At 43.3% G+C, this 17,202-nt stretch carries 14 protein-coding genes; 6 read left to right on the forward strand and 8 right to left on the reverse strand.

The window, feature by feature from the left end; all coding sequences use genetic code 11:
- The first annotated feature begins 54 nt into the window (after positions 1 to 54).
- Positions 55 to 603, forward strand: coding sequence for a tetratricopeptide repeat protein (locus G563_RS0118605; protein ID WP_028666622.1), 549 nt, complete (start codon positions 55 to 57; stop codon positions 601 to 603).
- 100 nt (positions 604 to 703) lie between these two features.
- The gene (locus tag G563_RS0118610; RefSeq protein ID WP_028666623.1) at positions 704 to 1,084 is read left to right on the forward strand and encodes a co-chaperone GroES; all 381 of its coding nucleotides are present in this window, start codon (positions 704 to 706) and stop codon (positions 1,082 to 1,084) included.
- A 62-nt stretch (positions 1,085 to 1,146) separates the two neighbouring features.
- Here the strand turns inward: G563_RS0118610 and G563_RS0118615 are convergent, their stop codons facing one another.
- Both G563_RS0118615 and aroB read right to left on the reverse strand, forming a co-directional pair.
- The gene (locus tag G563_RS0118615) at positions 1,147 to 1,716 is read right to left on the reverse strand and encodes a DUF4136 domain-containing protein (RefSeq protein ID WP_028666624.1); all 570 of its coding nucleotides are present in this window, start codon (positions 1,714 to 1,716) and stop codon (positions 1,147 to 1,149) included.
- 100 nt (positions 1,717 to 1,816) lie between these two features.
- Positions 1,817 to 2,845, reverse strand: coding sequence for a 3-dehydroquinate synthase (aroB, locus tag G563_RS0118620; RefSeq protein WP_028666625.1), 1,029 nt, complete (start codon positions 2,843 to 2,845; stop codon positions 1,817 to 1,819).
- A gap of 536 nt (positions 2,846 to 3,381) precedes the next feature.
- On the opposite strand from aroB, the gene G563_RS0118625 reads away from it, so the two are divergent.
- The 3 genes from G563_RS0118625 (at position 3,382) to G563_RS0118635 (ending at position 8,932) form a co-directional block, all read left to right on the forward strand.
- The gene (locus G563_RS0118625; RefSeq protein WP_028666626.1) at positions 3,382 to 6,501 is read left to right on the forward strand and encodes a SusC/RagA family TonB-linked outer membrane protein; all 3,120 of its coding nucleotides are present in this window, start codon (positions 3,382 to 3,384) and stop codon (positions 6,499 to 6,501) included.
- A 72-nt stretch (positions 6,502 to 6,573) separates the two neighbouring features.
- Positions 6,574 to 8,082, forward strand: coding sequence for a SusD/RagB family nutrient-binding outer membrane lipoprotein (locus G563_RS0118630; protein WP_028666627.1), 1,509 nt, complete (start codon positions 6,574 to 6,576; stop codon positions 8,080 to 8,082).
- Between the two features lie 64 nt (positions 8,083 to 8,146).
- On the forward strand, positions 8,147 to 8,932 hold the full coding sequence (locus G563_RS0118635; protein WP_169579789.1) for a DUF4397 domain-containing protein: 786 nt from the start codon (positions 8,147 to 8,149) through the stop codon (positions 8,930 to 8,932).
- Positions 8,933 to 9,032: 100 nt separating this feature from the next.
- Here the strand turns inward: G563_RS0118635 and thrS are convergent, their stop codons facing one another.
- From thrS to G563_RS0118665, 6 genes are all read right to left on the reverse strand, one after another.
- Positions 9,033 to 10,988 (reverse strand): threonine--tRNA ligase, encoded by a 1,956-nt coding sequence (thrS, locus tag G563_RS0118640; protein ID WP_028666629.1) that lies wholly within the window; start codon positions 10,986 to 10,988, stop codon positions 9,033 to 9,035.
- Between the two features lie 109 nt (positions 10,989 to 11,097).
- Complete coding sequence (locus tag G563_RS0118645) at positions 11,098 to 12,318, reverse strand: tetratricopeptide repeat protein (protein WP_157585467.1); 1,221 nt, start codon at positions 12,316 to 12,318, stop codon at positions 11,098 to 11,100.
- Between the two features lie 132 nt (positions 12,319 to 12,450).
- Entirely contained in the window at positions 12,451 to 13,332 is an 882-nt protein-coding gene (locus G563_RS0118650) for an RsmD family RNA methyltransferase (protein WP_028666631.1), read from the reverse strand.
- 73 nt (positions 13,333 to 13,405) lie between these two features.
- Positions 13,406 to 15,046, reverse strand: coding sequence for a hypothetical protein (locus G563_RS0118655; RefSeq protein ID WP_211235292.1), 1,641 nt, complete (start codon positions 15,044 to 15,046; stop codon positions 13,406 to 13,408).
- Positions 15,039 to 15,461, reverse strand: a complete 423-nt coding sequence (locus G563_RS0118660) for an EVE domain-containing protein (RefSeq protein WP_028666633.1) — start codon at positions 15,459 to 15,461, stop codon at positions 15,039 to 15,041. Before G563_RS0118660 ends, G563_RS0118655 begins: the two co-directional genes overlap by 8 nt.
- 83 nt (positions 15,462 to 15,544) lie before the next feature.
- Positions 15,545 to 16,471 carry an ROK family protein gene (locus G563_RS0118665; RefSeq protein WP_028666634.1) on the reverse strand — a complete coding sequence of 309 codons (927 nt, stop codon included), beginning with the start codon at positions 16,469 to 16,471 and terminating at the stop codon, positions 15,545 to 15,547.
- A 183-nt stretch (positions 16,472 to 16,654) separates the two neighbouring features.
- Between G563_RS0118665 and G563_RS0118670 the strand changes: the two genes are divergently transcribed.
- On the forward strand, positions 16,655 to 17,122 hold the full coding sequence (locus G563_RS0118670; RefSeq protein ID WP_028666635.1) for a redoxin domain-containing protein: 468 nt from the start codon (positions 16,655 to 16,657) through the stop codon (positions 17,120 to 17,122).
- Positions 17,123 to 17,202: the final 80 nt, after the last annotated feature.

Below are 17,202 nucleotides of genomic sequence, written 5' to 3' on the forward strand. Positions count from 1 at the left end.
CAACAAACGTTACTATATGGTAAATTTGATAAACTCTGACACTGATTTTGTAACGTGGAAACGCTTTTGCTGATTCTTTTATTGATTCCGTATTTAGTACTTCGATACCATCTTACAGACCACGATACCCCAACCGACAAAGAAAGGAAAAGGCTATCAGAGGGAATACAACTGTACGAAAATCAGGCCTATGCCGAAGCTTTTGTCTATTTTGATAAAAGAATCAAAGAATACCGTAAATCTGCCATTGCCTACGCCTATCGAGCCAAATGTAATCTCAAAGAAGGAAATTACTTTTCGGCCATTTATGATTCAGGACAAGCCCTTAGCTTTGACAATACCCTAGCCGACGTGCACCTTGACCACGGCATGGCTCATTATTTTTTAGGTGAATACAACACCGCTTTTCTTTCATTCGACAAAGCGGTCTGGTTTTCAAGAGGAAACGAATCCAACGCCCTTCGCTGGCGCGCTTTGGCTCGTCTGAAGCTCCACCAACTATCACAAGCCGAAAAAGACCTTTCAAGGGCCGTAGAATTGGGCGATGAAAACGCCGCCTATGTACTGAGTCAACCTCCTTTTTGTCGAAAGGTGATTTTATAATCGCTTCAACTTTTTTCTTTTTATGTGTGTTACTACATTCACACCTCAAATTTCATTTGTGATTGATTATTTATTCGACACTTTCATAAACACCTAGTCTATGCTCGAAGTAACCCCTGACAACAAGCTTAAACGCCTCATTGTGGTAGGCGACCGCGTGCTTATCAAACCCAAAAATCCCGTTGATCAGACTTCCTCTGGCCTTTATCTTCCTGCCACTGTTACCGAAAAAGAACAAGTACAAAGTGGATATGTCATCAAAGTCGGGCCAGGCTACCCCATTCCCAGCCCCGTAGAAGATGAACCTTGGAAAGAAACCGAAGAAAAAGTAAAATACATGCCTCTGCAAGCCCAAGAAGGCGACCTTGCGATTTATCTCCAACGCAATGCCATAGAGGTGATGTATAATGATGAAAAATACATCATTGTCCCTCAGTCGGCCATCTTGATGCTAGAGCGGCACGAAGATTTGTTTGGCTAATCCTAAACAACCAAAAAAGCCCGGCGTGCCGGGCTTTTTTGGTATAGAAAGAGTATGATTTATCACTTACCGCTTTCCTGTGGACCACCACCTCGGGGGTCGTAGCCAGAAGCAAAAAGTGGATACTGATCAAAAATTGACCGCACTACGTTTCGGTAGTAGTTGTTGGCTGCATTGGGATTTTTGAAAATACCAGCCGCGTACCCTCTCCAGACCACTTGATCACTGTCAGCATCAATCAAAGAGATAATGATTGTTCCTTTATCAAGCGAATAGCGAATAGGTTCATATTTGAAAGAATCGTCTTCGGTATCTACCCAGTTTTTAATAACCGGCTGCATATACCCCTGATAACGTAGATTGTCATAAAAAATACCGTAATTTACCAAAAGGGAAGGCTTACTTGTGGAGAGGCGATAGCCACGCGCCTGCATTTGGCGGTGAATCGCATTGTACACTTCCGTACAGACATTACCTGTATCTCTCTCACATTCCAAGAAGGCATACGTACTGTATGTCTTGAAATTTGTTTCATAACTGTAATCGTGTTCAACGAAAATACGACGACTTGTGTTACAGCCCGCCGCCCACACAACGACGCAACCAAAAAGTAAAAGTTTAGCAAGCTTCATGACGGATGTTAGTGTTAGGTGTTATGCCCGAATATTTGGATAAAATTACGAAATTTTCGATAAAAGCAAATTTTTTATTGTAAAACTTGTCAACAATAAATTATCCTATGTAATACGCTACTCCTTGATGAAATTCGTTGGCCGTTACTTTGATGTCATACCCGCAACTTCCTATTCCTGTAAGCAACGAAAAACGTAACTCTCCCCCTTTATTTTTTTTGTCTTGATAAGCCAATTCAATGAGATGAGGTATATCAAGCACTTTTAAATTTACTTTGCCATACAACGAAAATATAAACTCCTCTACTTGCTCTAATGTTTGCAAATCGACCATTTTTTTTCGATAGGCTATGTAAGTTTCGATAATCATTCCGGCCGCGATAGCTTCTCCGTGCAACAATCGCTCTTTGGGTGGTTTACTCAAATAATATGTTTCGACAGCGTGACCAACAGTATGACCAAAATTTAAAATTTTGCGTAATCCTTTTTCTGTAGGGTCTTGGGTTACTACCTCTTTTTTTATTTCGACCGAATGCGCAATCAAATCCCCCCAATCCTGAGCTTCAAAGTCTTTCTTGCGTATTGCTTCCCATTTGGCCGCATCCGCAATCAGACAATGCTTAATGATTTCGGCAAAACCCGATCTCAGTTCTATATACGGGAGTGTGGATAAAAAGGATGCGTCAATCAAAACATTTTTTGGTTGGGTAAAAACGCCCAAATGATTCTTGAATCCCTGAAAATCAATGCCTAGTTTTCCACCCACGCTTGCATCCACTTGCGCAAGCAAAGTGGTCGGAATTTGCACAAAGTCAATCCCTCGTTTATAGGTGGCGGCACAAAACCCTCCCATGTCTCCAATCACTCCACCACCCAAATTAAACACTACCGCATGACGGTCTAGACCAAAGCGGGTCATTTCGCCCCAAATCTGCTCACACGTACTTAGATTTTTGTGTTGCTCCCCCGCAGGCACTACTATCAAGTGGTGCTTTGGCAAAAGCGTTTTTATGCGACTATAGCAGTGTTTGCGGGTATTGGTATCTGCAATTACGACGACTTTAGAGTAGGATTTATCCGATAAATAAGCCGGAAGGCTTTCTTGAATAGGGGCAATTGTTACTGACATAGGATGAGTTATGAATTAAAAATCTAAAAATAAGTGATTTAAGTGCTAAAGCACAACTAGGCTGCCCGTGCGGTTACTCGTTGGTCGTTATTCGTTTATCATTAACTGTAGTACCCTGCTGCGATTATTCGCTCAAAATCAACAGATTATACCCAAGCAAAAGCCAAAAAATTCTTGCTTTACTACTTAAAACAGGTTTAACTAAATTATTTAAAAACTAAAAAAGCATATCTACAACAATTTTACAAATGAGTGTAATCCTATATTCTACCTATCATTATAGCTATCTCTTGAGGGTTGGAGGTTGATAATTTTCTTCTACACGCACATTGAGCCATCTTCCAAATACAGAATAATCATGCAAGTGAGGAATTAAATTCAAGCAAAAACCTGCACAAATCCGCATAACAAATTTTGAAAAACCGCACACAAACGCAATTTTATTGCAGGATTCATTGCAAATCAGAAAGGTATTTGCTTTTTTTGGAGAGTTTATTCAGTTTTTTAATCAAACTAAAACCAACTTCAACTTTATTATGAACAAACTTTTACTCCGATTAGGGGTTTTGGTGCTTTCTTTTGCGTTAAGTCTATCGCTTTTTGCCCAAGACCGGGTGATTACGGGAAAAGTATCGAGCAACTCCGACAACACCCTACTTCCTGGGGTGAGTATTGTGGTCAAAGGCACTACACGCGGTACCACCACCGACAACAACGGCGATTTTAAGCTCACAGTGCCAGCCAACGCTACCTTGATTTTCAGCTATATTGGCTTTACAAGCCGTGAAATAAAGGTAGGGAATCAGAGCGTCATCAACCTCGAATTGTCGCCCGATGAATCGACTCTCAATGAAGTGGTTGTGACCGCTATGGGTATCAAGAAAGAGAAAAAACTCCTAGGTTACTCTACCCAAGATGTGAAAGGACAAGACATCATCGATACTGGTCGTGACAATTTCTTGGTAGCTCTGCAAGGGCGTGTCGCAGGGCTTACCATGACACCAACTTCTGGTCAACCTGGCGCTTCGGTGTCTATCCAATTGCGCGGAGCTAGTTCGATTGGCGGCAATAATCAACCACTTTATGTAGTTGATGGCCTCCCTATCGACAACCGTACATTTAGCCAAGAAGCCTACGTAAACCCATTGCCCAACCGCGACAACGATTATCTCAACCGTGCTGCCGATATCAATCCAAACGACATTGAAAGCATCACCGTTCTGAAAGGGCCTGAAGCAGCCGCTTTGTATGGTATTGATGCCTCGGCAGGAGCCATTTTGATTACGACAAAAAAAGGAAGTGGGGGCAAAGGTAAAATCACTTACGACAACAACTTCCGTTTTGAGGATGTATATCGTTTTCCGCAGGTACAGAAAGTGTATGGCCGGGGAATCAATGGCGCTCCAGACCCAAATACGCAACGGTTTTTTGGGCCAAAGCTTCCCGAAAACACCCAATTTTATGACAATTTTGAGTCTTTCTTCCGTACTGGTTTTACCCAAAAACATAGCTTAGGATTTGAGGGAGGAAAAGAAGGCGTGACTTACCGCTGGTCTACTACCTACACCGACCAAGCCGGTACTGTGCCTACGAGTGCTTTCAAAACCCTTTCTACGCGCCTTACTGCTACTGCCAATCTTACCTCCAAGCTCAAAGCTACTACCTCTTTTAGCTTTGTAAATACGCAAGTAGTGAAGCCTATCCGTAGCGAATATGGCTTTTTGATTGGTTTGCTTACTTGGCCTTCTTACGATGATGTGAGCAATTACCTCAATCCCGACGGCACGCGTCGCCGCTTGATTGCTGATACGGGCGAATACGACAATCCGCTGTTTAGTGTCAATAAAAACAAAAACACTGACCGTACCAAACGTACCATTGGTAACTTTTCGCTTGAATATACTCCTACTACTTGGCTCAATATCATCGGGCGATTCGGGGCTGACAATTACTCAACCCTCGGAAATTCATTTCTTCATCCTGAGTCAAACCGTGGCTTAGTGGGGCGTGGTACTATCGACAACTATACCGAAAATAGCCAATTGCTCAATGGGAATTTGTTGGTAACCGCCAAAAAAGCAATCGGAGATTTCAATACCTCCTTTTTGTTGGGAGGCTCAGTAGACGACCGCAATTATGAAGTCACCGCCGTAAGAGGAGAAAAACTATATCTGCCTGATTATAATTCTATCAACAACACCGACCCTGCTACCCAGCGTAACAAGCTCACTATCACCCGTCAAAGATTGCTAGGTGTATTTGGAAAATTGGATATAGACTATAAAAACTATTTGTCGTTGTCAATCACTGGTCGTAACGACTGGTCGTCTACCCTTCCCAAAGCCAACAATTCCTTCTTTTATCCTTCAGTCAGTATGAGTTTTGTATTTACTGACCTGCCTTCGATGAAAGGCCAATTCAGCGCCTTGTCGTTTGGTAAAATTAGAGCTTCTTATGCACAAACTGGTAAAGATGCGATTCCTTACCGCGTAAGAGCACGCTTGGTACCACAGACGAGCACAGGCGGTGGTTTTATCTATGATTTTTATGGTGATAATCCAAACCTCAATCCAGAGCGTTCGAGCGGATTTGAAGTAGGTACTGAGCTAAAATTCTTTAAAAATCGTTTGGGATTAGAAGTGGCTTATTATTCAAATGAACGCTCAAAACAAATTGTAGTACAGCGCCTTAGCTACGGCACAGGCTTTATCTTTGGATTGCTCAATGGAGGAACATTCTCTAACAGAGGTGTAGAAATCACTTTGACAGGTTCGCCCATACGTACTCCTTCTTTTAGCTGGGACGCTACTGTCAACTTCAGCAAACTTAAAACAGACGTGCGCAACCTTCCTGCTGATGTAGCAGAGTACTATAACTCAGACACTTGGCTGTATGGTAATGCCCGCGCTAGTGCTTTTGTGAATGGATTGGATAGTTATTATTCAAATATCAACTTAGCCTACAATCGCCGTGGAGAAGGAAGCGCAACTGCCATTGGGGGCTACAGCTATCTTCGCAACAACAAGGGCGATATTTTGATTAGCCCTGCTACTGGTTTACCGATTACTAATACCAACTTCTTGCCAATTGGTGACCGTAATCCAGATTTTACAATGGGTGTAACCAACATGTTCCGCTATAAAAACTTACAACTTTCGTTTTTATTGGATATTCGTAAAGGAGGAGATGTATACAATGGTAATGAAAGATATCTATACGCCATGGGCTTAAGTACTCGTACCCTTGATAGAGACCAACCTGTGGTATTTAAGGGCGTATTGCGTGATGGTTTGGAAAATACCGATAATCCTACCGCTAATAATATCCAAGTCACTCCCGCTACTCGTTTAGACTACTATACTTCGGCACTTCCTGAGTCTGAATTTGTAGAAAAAGACATCAATTGGTTGCGCTTACGCGATGTTACTTTAAGCTATAGACTCCCTACTACCCTTCTCAATCGTACAGGTTTTCTAAACAACGCCAGCGTATTTGTAACAGGAACAGACTTGTTCCTTCTTACCAACTATACAGGTGCCGATCCAAGTATCAACGGAAACTCTGCCAGTACTCTTGGGGTAGGAGGTGCTGGTTTTGACTTTGGAACGTTGGCGCTTGCACGGGCAGTATCGTTTGGAGTGCGTATCGGCTTATAATCTCCCCAGCTTTTGAAAAAGAGGACAAAATTCTCACAATCAAATAGTTACAAATACAAAATTTGATTAAAAATGAAAAAAATACTTCATATATTTCTTACACTTGGGGTAATGACGGGTTTGAGCAGTTGCGAAAAATACCTTGACATCAACACCGACCCAAGCAATCCCCAAGTAGCTGAAGCCTCGGCTATTTTGCCTCCAGTACTCGCCCAAATGGCGCGCGGACACGTTTTTGACTCACGGTTTACTGGGCGCTACGTCCAATATTGGGGACTCAATTCGGCCCTTGATAGCTGGGAAAGACACGGCTATATCTCTGGAAGTGACAACGGCGGTGAGATGTGGCGCTCGCATTATTGGTCAGTAGGTAAAAACATCGATTTGATCATCGAAGATGCCACTCCCAAAAAGCAGTTTGACTACGTAGGCGCGGCCAAAGCCATCAGAGCTTGGACTTGGCAAACCTCCACTGATGTATATGGTGAGATGATTCTGAAACAGGCATGGGAACCCAATCGCTACGTTTTTGAATATGATTCGCAAGAAGATATATATAAAGAAGTGGTAAGACTCGCCACCGAAGCTATTCAGGATTTGAGCAATACCGAAACCGTAGCTGCCCTTCGTCGTGGCGATGCTGTTTATAATGGAGATGTAACCAAATGGACAAAGTTTGCGTATGCGGTATTGGCTAGAAATGCTCATAACTTAACCAACAAAGCAAGTTATAATCCTGACAAGGTGATTGAGTACGTAGACAAGTCTTTCACAAGCAATGCAGATAACTTCTCGGTGTCTCATGCAGGTTCCAACTCCCTTGATGGTAACTTCTACGGGCCTCTGCGTGGCAATTTAACCACTACGGTTCCAGGAGCTTACACCATAGGACTTCTTGACGGTACTACTTTTGCAGGTGTAGTTGACCCACGCTTGCCCATCATGTTTGCAGCTTCTCCTGATGGGGTTTATCGGGGTGTACAAGCCACTTTTGGTGACCCCAACAACGCCGCAGGAAACGTCAGAAGAATTCCATTGCTATGGGGAAATCTTCCCGGCACAACTGCCCCAACGGCTGGCCGCTGGATTTATCGCGACAATGCTCCTTATCAGTTGGCGACTTATGCCGAACTCCAATTTATCAAAGCAGAAGCAGCTCTAAAAAAGAACAATCCTACCCTAGCTTTAGAAGCCTACAAAAAAGGAATCGAAGCTCACATGGATTTTGTGGGAGTAGCCGCCGCCGACAAAGCCAAATACATGGCAAGTGCGGCCGTAGCACAAACGGCAGGAGCGCTAAAATTAAGTGATGTCATGCTCCAGAAGTACATTGCACTATACGCTATCGGCGCTATGGAAACATGGGTAGATATGCGCCGTCATAAGTACAGCAGCGATGTGTATACTGGTTTTACACTTCCCACAGGCACTCGCCTTTTTCCTGACAACAACGGCAAGCCCGTGTATCGAATGCGCCCACGTTACAACTCTGAATACGTTTGGAATCGGAAATCTTTGGACATTATCGGCGGCAACAATCCCGATTATCATACCTACGAAATTTGGTTTGTAAAACCTTAGTGCATTTATTGTTGAATCGCTGATAGATCAAATGAGACCTCAGTTTTTAACCAAATTCATTGAAATGAAAATTAGCTCAATCAAAAATATACTAGTCGCAAGTGCGATTGCAGCGCTCATCACTGCTTGCGGAGAAGAGCACAATCTTCTAAAAGACGTTGAGACCGCGCAAGGGGCACGGGTCAAATTTATCCACGCCGCCCCTGATGCTGCTGGTGTCGCCCTTTTTGTGAATGACAAGAAATTTTCGGGCGTTATCACTACTCCACCTGCTACACCGGGTGTTATTACTTATGGCAATGTGTATCCCGCTATCGACTATGCTATCGTAGAGGCAGGTGCTGCCAAGGCTCGTCTGACGGTCCCCGCCTCAAGTACTGCCGCCGAAGTAGTTTTGTTTGACGGTAGCGTCCCTGTAGAAGCAGACAAGTATTATTCTGTATTTGCAACAGGCATAGCGCCTACATACGGCGCCGTCGTCATTCCAGACAATATCCCTGCTTTCAACGACCGTCAGTTGTTTTTTAGGGTAGTCAACATGGTGCCTAACTCTACTTCCGTTGGGGTGACAGTTGCCGGAACTACAATTGCCGAAAAAGTAGAATTTGGCAAAGCCAGTAGTTTTGTCCCGCTTACTCTTCCAGCTGATTTTAAAGGAGGTGCCATCGCTATCAGCGGCTTTACAACTAAAGTAGAGGGGGCAGCCAATGTCACGGCTTCTGTCACTACCAACTTTACGGGCTTGACGGCAGGGCGTGCCATTACTTTTGTGGTAAGAGGGGTTTTACCTACTTCTACCACCACTACTTCAAAATTTCCAGTTACCATATCAACATACAATAATCGCTAAGTAGTTTTCTTAAACAAGAATCCCGCGCTGAAAAGTGCGGGATTTTTTGTTGTTATTATTCAACATCGGCAAAGCTCAGCGTTTTGCCGATGTTTTTTTATTAAGCCCCAAAAGTAGCAATCGTACCTTGTACTTCGGCTTTGAAATGTTCGATAAAATCTTGGATGGTCATTTGACCTAAATCACCTTGGCCTTTGCGACGTACCGAAACTTTACCTTCCTCTTGTTCTTTCTCCCCTACAATGAGCATATAAGGTAACTTGTTGACTTCGGCATCTCTGATTTTGCGACCAATTTTTTCATCACGATGATCTACATAGCCACGTACATCCGCTTCTTGAAGTTGGAGGAAAATATCATTGGCATAGTCTTGGTATTTTTCAGAGAGAGGCAATACCGCAATCTGATCAGGTGAGAGCCACAAGGGGAAATTACCTGCCGTATTTTCAATCAAGATAGCAATAAAACGCTCCAAAGAGCCAAAAGGCGCCCGGTGAATCATCACAGGACGGTGCTTCTGGCCATCCGAACCCATGTATTCTAATTCAAATCGCTGCGGCAATTGGTAGTCTACCTGAATAGTACCAAGCTGCCACTTGCGACCGAGAGCGTCGCGTACCATAAAATCTAACTTAGGGCCATAAAAAGCGGCTTCGCCCAACTCTGTTACGGTGTTAAGTCCTTTTTCTGCCGCCGCTTCTATGATAGCACTTTCGGCTTTTGCCCAATCGTCGTCGCTACCAAAGTATTTTTCTGGCTTTTCGGGGTCGCGTAATGAAATCTGAGCGCTATAATTGTCAAATCCCAAAGAACGGAATACATATTGCACCAAGTCAATTACCCGTTTGAACTCATCCTTTACTTGCTCTGCCCGACAGAAAATATGCGCATCGTCTTGGGTAAAACCACGCACGCGAGTCAGACCGTGCAACTCCCCACTTTGCTCATAACGATACACTGTACCAAACTCAGCCAAACGCAAAGGCAACTCACGATAAGAACGTGGGCGCGATTTGTAGATTTCGCAGTGGTGAGGGCAGTTCATGGGTTTGAGCATAAACTCCTCGCCTTCCTCGGGAGTATGAATAGGCTGAAACGAATCTTTTCCGTACTTTTCCCAGTGACCCGAAGTAATATATAATTGCTTTCCACCAATGTGTGGCGTTACTACAGGAGAGTAGCCCGCTCTTACTTGTGCTCTTCGCAAGAAGCTTTCGAGACGCTCGCGGAGCAAAGCTCCTTTGGGCAACCATAGTGGTAAACCTTGGCCTACTTTCTCAGAAAATGTAAAAAGCTCAAGTTCTTTGCCTAGCTTGCGGTGGTCACGTTTTTTGGCTTCTTCCAGTACGTGCAAATACTCGTCTAGTTCTTTTTGCTTAGGAAAAGTCACGGCATATACGCGAGTAAGCATAGGGCGTTTTTCGTCGCCACGCCAATAGGCACCCGCTACATTCATAATTTTAGCGGCTTTGATAAATCCCGTATTGGGGATATGAGGGCCACGGCAAAGATCTGTAAACTCACCTTGTGAATAAAAAGTAATCTGACCGTCTTCCAACCCGTCAATCAGTTCGAGTTTGTATTGATCTCCTTTTTCGGTAAAATACTCAATCGCATCTTTTTTGCTTACTTCGGTACGCTTATAATCGCTTTTTTGACGTGCCAATTCAAGCATTTTATCTTCTACTTTTTTGAAATCTTCCTGCGAAAATGGTTTCCCGTTTAGGTCAATATCGTAATAAAAGCCCGTTTCGATAGCGGGACCAATCCCAAACTTTGTACCAGGATAAAGGGCTTCAATCGCCTCGGCCAGCAAGTGAGCCGAAGAGTGCCAAAAGGTGGCCTTGCCATCGGTATCATTCCACGTCAGAAGCTGGACGGTAGCGTCGGTGGTAATAGGGCGCGTGGCATCCCACACTTGACCGTTGACTTTGGCGGCTAATACATTCCGCGCTAATCCTTCGCTGATACTCAGCGCAATGTCCATACTTGACGAGCCTTGGGGATACTCGCGTACACTACCATCGGGTAGCGTAATTTTGATAAGGTCACTCATTTGAAAATAACGAATTATACATGATAAATAATAAGCACCGCATGGCGGCTAAAAATTTTCGCAAAATTGGGATTTTTATACTTTACTGCCAACATTCAGCAAGGTCAATCTACGGCTTAATCTTCAAATTCCGTGCCGTATCAATCTTGGTTTTGATTTCTAAACGAGGCGTGAGTACTTGAAGCGGGATGCGCTCGGGGTCAAGAGGACGCTCTTGGGTCGGCGAAGACTCTTCTTCCGACTCAGTAGCTACTTCGGGTGATGCTGGCGGCAGCGTACCATAAGTATCCAAATAATACTTGCGTTGCTGAGCGCGATACAACCGCCCCTTTGAACGCCAATCGCTAGGGTCAACTTCGACCGCAAGTCCGTACTGCTCCACAGCCCCTTCCAAATTACCCATTCGGTCGTAAGCAGTGCCTAGCATAAAGTTTACTTGTGGGTACTTGGGATTATACCTGATCACTTTTTGAAAGGTTTTTATTGCTTGAGGCAAGCTATTCCACTTAAGATAGATGGCTCCTGCCTGAAAATCAGCTACATAATTGGTAGAGTCAAAAAATATGGCTTTACGAAAGCATATTAAGGCACTATCTAGCCTTTTTTGAGTACTATAACTCAACCCTCTGGTATAATACAGAGCCGACTCTTTAGGAAAATACTTTAAGCCTTGGCTATTGATATAGCGCGCTTGTTCATAATCTCGCAAACGAGTATGAATACTAGTAAGCTCAATATAAGCCGGAGCAAAACGAGGCTTCAGTTCTAATGCTTTCTGCATCAAAGCAATCGCCGAAAGTGTATCTCCTTGACTTGCATCCAGCATACCATTGTAAAAATAGGCTTCTCCTTCATAGGGAGCCATCTGCAATGCTTTGGCTAGGTATAATTTTGCTTGGCGGTATTGTTTTTTTTGTTGGGTCAAATCTCCCAATAATATATACAATTCAGGTGTATCTTGCTGCAATACTTCGGCACGGCGAGCGGCAGCTAGCGACTCGTCATACCGCTTCAATTGACGTAGTATACGGGCTTTAGTCAACAAATACAACCCATTGCTAGGGCTAATATCAAGTGCCTCATTGACATCTTCCAACGCCGCAGGGAAATTGCGTAGCACCATATACAGCTCTCCTCTTTTATGAAAATTGGCGGCTGAACGCGGGTTACGTCTAATGATATTATCCAAATACTCCACCCCGATTTTAGCACGTTTTACTTCATCGTCGGAGGGAGACGGCGGAATACGAGTTTGCTGTCGGGCATCGCTGCTACATCCCCATAAACCAATCAATAAACCAATACCCAATAAAAACGAAAACCCTTTCAATGTGTTGAACTCAAATGATTTTAACGCAAATTTCGAGAAAGTTTCGACCAAATCACAAGTAAATACGCTAATTAAAAATTAGGCCCGCACTTCTCCGTGTGCTATTATTTCCATTATTTAATAATAGCCTGTCTATACACTCGCAAAACGATAAAAAATCCCTAAGGGCAATTTGCGTCCAAAGTGGTCAGGCAAGTATAACTCTCCCATTTCGGCATTTGGTATTTTTCCAAATCGGTCTAAAACCAGATTTTCGGCCATTAAGGCTGAAAATCCAAGCGAGTAAAGATTCAAAATAAACACAAAACTCTGTTTATCAAGCAATTCTGAACAAGACTTGAGCAGCTCATTGAGTTGCTCTTCAAGCACCCACTTCTCCCCAGCCGGGCCACGTCCATAAGCCGGCGGATCCAGAATGATACAATTATAGGTTTTTCCACGCCTTACTTCGCGTTGTACAAACTTAAAGGCATCTTCGACCATCCAGCGGATATTGTCGATCCCGCTTGCTTCCATATTTTCGCGCGCCCACGTGACCACAGGCTTTACCGAATCTACGTGCGTCACGTCGGCACCTGCTTGTCGTGCCGCCACTGAAGCAGCACCCGTATACGCAAAGAGATTCAAAACGGTAGGACGCTCAACGGGCAAATCACTTAGTTTTTGGGCTAAATAATCCCAGTTGGCGGCTTGTTCTGGAAAAATCCCCACGTGCTTGAAAGCAGTCAGTGAGCATTTGAGTTTCAAATCTAGCTGTTGATGACGATAGCTCGTCCACCATTTTTCGGGCATTCCGGGAGTGAGCTGCCATTCGCCACGCTCGGGAGAGTTTTTTTCCCTTACAAAAGTCGCTTGTGCTCTTTTTTTCCATTCTTGTTCCGACAACGACTTATCCCAAATCGCCTGAGGTTCTGGTCGGGCAAGTACATAAGCCCCAAATCTTTCTAATTTCTCAAAATTACCGCTGTCTATCAGTTCGTATTCTTTCCAGTGGAGAGGAGTGAGTAATTGCATGTGTATAAATAAAAGTCCCTATTTTGTAGCAAACTTAAACCACAAAATAGGGACTTCGCAATAGAATCAGAAATTAAAAAGAAATTTTGTTCATATAAAATACATTCCGACGTCCATCGTCTCCAGTGATGCGTTGGTAGCCAAAGGCCAAGTAGTAATTATCGTACCAATACAGCACTTCGTCGGTGGTAGTCTGACGCACCCGATCTCCCATGTCGGCAGTCAAGATAGGAATAGGCTGACGGTCAGCTAATACTTTGTTTCCATCAAATACCTTGGCTTTGATAGCACCTCTGTTGCTATAAAGCATTTCTATGGTTTGGTCAGGATTAGGTTTCACCCGGATTTTTTCTTTTAGTTCCATACTACGTACGTTTTCAAACGGCAAAGAATTGTCCCATAGAAGTTCTCCTTTGGGGTTGAACCCCGCCACAATCGCATGAGTATAAACAAAACCGTTGAATACTTGACCGTTGTTCATACGACGCGAGCCAAACCAAGGATCCCAGTAGTATGGATTCCACAAGCCATAAGACGGAAACATACCAAACCCGCCCCATCCCCAAGGCGACATCATGGGTGAGCCCCACCACGAACTCATGCCATACGGTCCGTTCATATTGTTGCGATATTCGGGATAAAACACTTCGCCTGAGATAAGATAATTGCCGTTTTGCTCAATGATATCATGCACCAACAAGCGATAGTTTAGTTTTACGTCTGTTCCACTTTCTTTTTTACGTTCGATTTTGCGCTGCATTCGTTCTTGCTCGCGCTCACTCATAAAATTGAAAAAGTTTTTGAAATCCGTAAAACTATGGTATTGTGTAAAATCGACTTCATCATACACAATTTTGCTCAAAAACAACCCTTGCGATGCGCTGTTGTTGTTGCCTTGCATATTGCGAAAGCCATAGGTACCAATCATCAATTTGGTCGAGTCATTGAGCATAAAAAGACGCCCATTGAGCAAAGAATAATCGGGGTCAGGATTCAATATTATTTGACCCACCGACTGACCATATTCATCAAAAGTACGAGAAATAAGCTTGATTTCGCGCCCTTTGCGAGCGGCGTAGCAAACATTGACAAGGTGATGAGTAGTATCTACATCTACCGACTGAATCACCGTATTGGCTTGGGTGACTCCGGGCAAAACTTTACTCTGTTTAGAGGCTAAGTTGGTATAAAGTAGCATCGGCTCGTCACGCACGGTTCCAGCCATAAAAACAGAATAACCTAGTGTCTGAAAATCTGTAATCTGAAAACGGTCAACGGAAGTCAAGTAAAAAGTCTCCATAAAACCTGCCAAACCTACTTTGACTACTTGGTAAAAATCAGTACGATTTCGCGTAAACAATAAATAGACCGACTGCCCGTCGTAAGACGATTTTACAAAATCAAGATTGTCCTCAATTGTTCCATTCAATGTCCAATCTCTTTCGAGATCCGCGTTGAATTTCTGGATATTGAAAGCATTTTTTGCAATCTGAGATACTAAAACCACGCCTTTTCCCCCTAGCGAAATCGTGTGAAAGGTCTCGTTGGTAGTTTGGGTAGGTAGCTCTACCCGCTTAATAGTCTGGGCATTGGTAACATTATAAGCCAACACAGCAAGCAGCAAGGGGATGATTGCCCATAAGCTACGCCTGAGATTGAAATAAGACAAGCAAGGAATATCTTGCCCCTCTACTGATTTTTGAACGTTATTCATCTGCGTTTTCATCGTTGCTAAGACTTAAGATTAGGTCAAACTCTTCCGCTTGAATCGGCATGACCGACAAGCGAGATTGCCTAATTAACGCTATTTGTTGTAATCTATTATCTGCTTTTATTTGTTGTAAAGTCACCGGCTTCTTCAAAGGCTGCACTGGCACTAGCTCTACCACCACCCAGCGTGGATCATCGATAGTAGGGTCAGGATAAGCTTCTGTGGCAACCTCAGCAATCCCCACTACGGCAAGTCCCTCATTGCTATGATAAAACAACACCCAATCTCCTTTTTTCATGGCTTTGAGGTTGTTGCGTGCTTGATAATTTCTCACTCCATCCCATACACTTCTACCTGCTTTCACAAAATCGTCCCAACTGTATGCAAAAGGTTCTGACTTAACTAACCAATGATTCATTCTTATCGATTTATACCTTATTGGGGTTTTTAGATGCCCAAAAACCCCAATGTTAAATTTACTTAAAATACGTTTTACAGAAACTATTTGACCAACATTGCCGCCCCAAACACCCCTGCACTATCTCCCAATTTAGGTCGTAGGATTTTAGTCTGCACACGCCCACTGTTGAATATATATTTTTTGGCTCTTTCTACACCTTCGGTGTATAGCAAATCAATATTGCCCACTCCTCCACCCAGCACAATGGCATCGGGGTCAAGAATATTCATCAGTACCGAAACTGCCTTACCAAAATACTCTAGCATCCTATCGATAGTCTGCGTAGCAAAAGGGTCTGTACCAGCATAATACCTCTCTACTATCTCCTTCATTTTCAGTTCATTTCCACTGATTTGTGCATAGTACCTTTGCAAAGCTGGCCCCGACAATACTTGCTCAGTACACCCCTTTTTACCACAATAACAATCGTAGCCGTTGGGTTCGAGTTCATTATGTCCCCATTCCCCTCCGATACCTTGTGTTCCGTTCAAGACAAACGATTGACCATCGTTTCCTTTAATAACAACCCCACCCCCTACGCCTGTTCCCATAATGACGCCAAAAACACACTGATAGTTGGGAACCACCTCTGGCACCACTCCCATTGTAGCTTCGGCAAGGGCAAAACAATTGGCATCATTGGCGATTTCAACCGGAATCCCCAAGAGTCCCATTAAGTCTTTTTTGAGGGGCATGTCATTGAGACAGGTAGTATTACAGTTTTTCATGAGACCGGTAGAAGGTTCTACCGTACCTGGGGTACCAATTCCCACTTTTTCGGCTTTATGACCTGTCTCGGCCTCAAGCTCATGTATCAGTCTCACGATTTGATTGACAATATGCTGATAGCCCTTATATGCTTCAGTATCAATTCTTTTACGGATAATGACGGCATCAGGTGAAGGGGATGCCAATATTACTCCCTCTATTTTGGTGCCTCCGAGGTCGATTCCCCAAATGGTCTGCATAATGATTTGAACGAATGTATGATTGTTAAACGAAATAATTAGCTTATCCCTTGATAAAGAATACCTAGCGTCAAAACTCCTCTCTCTGGTTAATTTTTGGCATAATTACGAACATTTGCTGACTTATCAAGTTTTCAAGATGTATTTCTATTTTTGCAAAATAAAACCGAAAAATCTAACAATATGGCACTCCAAAAAGGCGATAAAGCCCCTTCATTTAAACTTTATAATACCAATAAACAAGAAATATCTTTAGAGGATTTTAAAGGCAAAAACCTTATTATTCATTTTTTCCCCGCCGCATTTACGGGTGTATGTACGGCTCAGCTCTGCACCATGCGCGACAATATTGAGTATTACACTCGCCTCAATGCTGAGGTAGTAGGTATATCAGTAGATATGCTATTTTCGTTGGGAAAATTCAAAGAAGAACAAAATTATACTTTTGACCTGCTCTCCGATTTCAACAAACAAACCATCAAAGATTACGGGGTTTATTTTGAAAACTTCGCTTTTGGTATGAAGGGCGTGGCAAGTCGTGCGGCTTTTGTGATTGATAAAGAGGGAGTCATTCAGTATGCCGAGGTACTAGATAGCCCCGCCAATTTGCCAGATTTTCAGGCTATTAAAAGCACCTTAGAAAATCTATAAGGCTTTGACATTGAACACAAAAATACCATAAAGGCCTTCTTTATGGTATTTTTTATATACCAAAATTTGTTTATTTATAA

Origin of the sequence: Runella zeae DSM 19591, from assembly GCF_000423565.1 — a bacterium.
Classification (GTDB): domain Bacteria; phylum Bacteroidota; class Bacteroidia; order Cytophagales; family Spirosomataceae; genus Runella; species Runella zeae.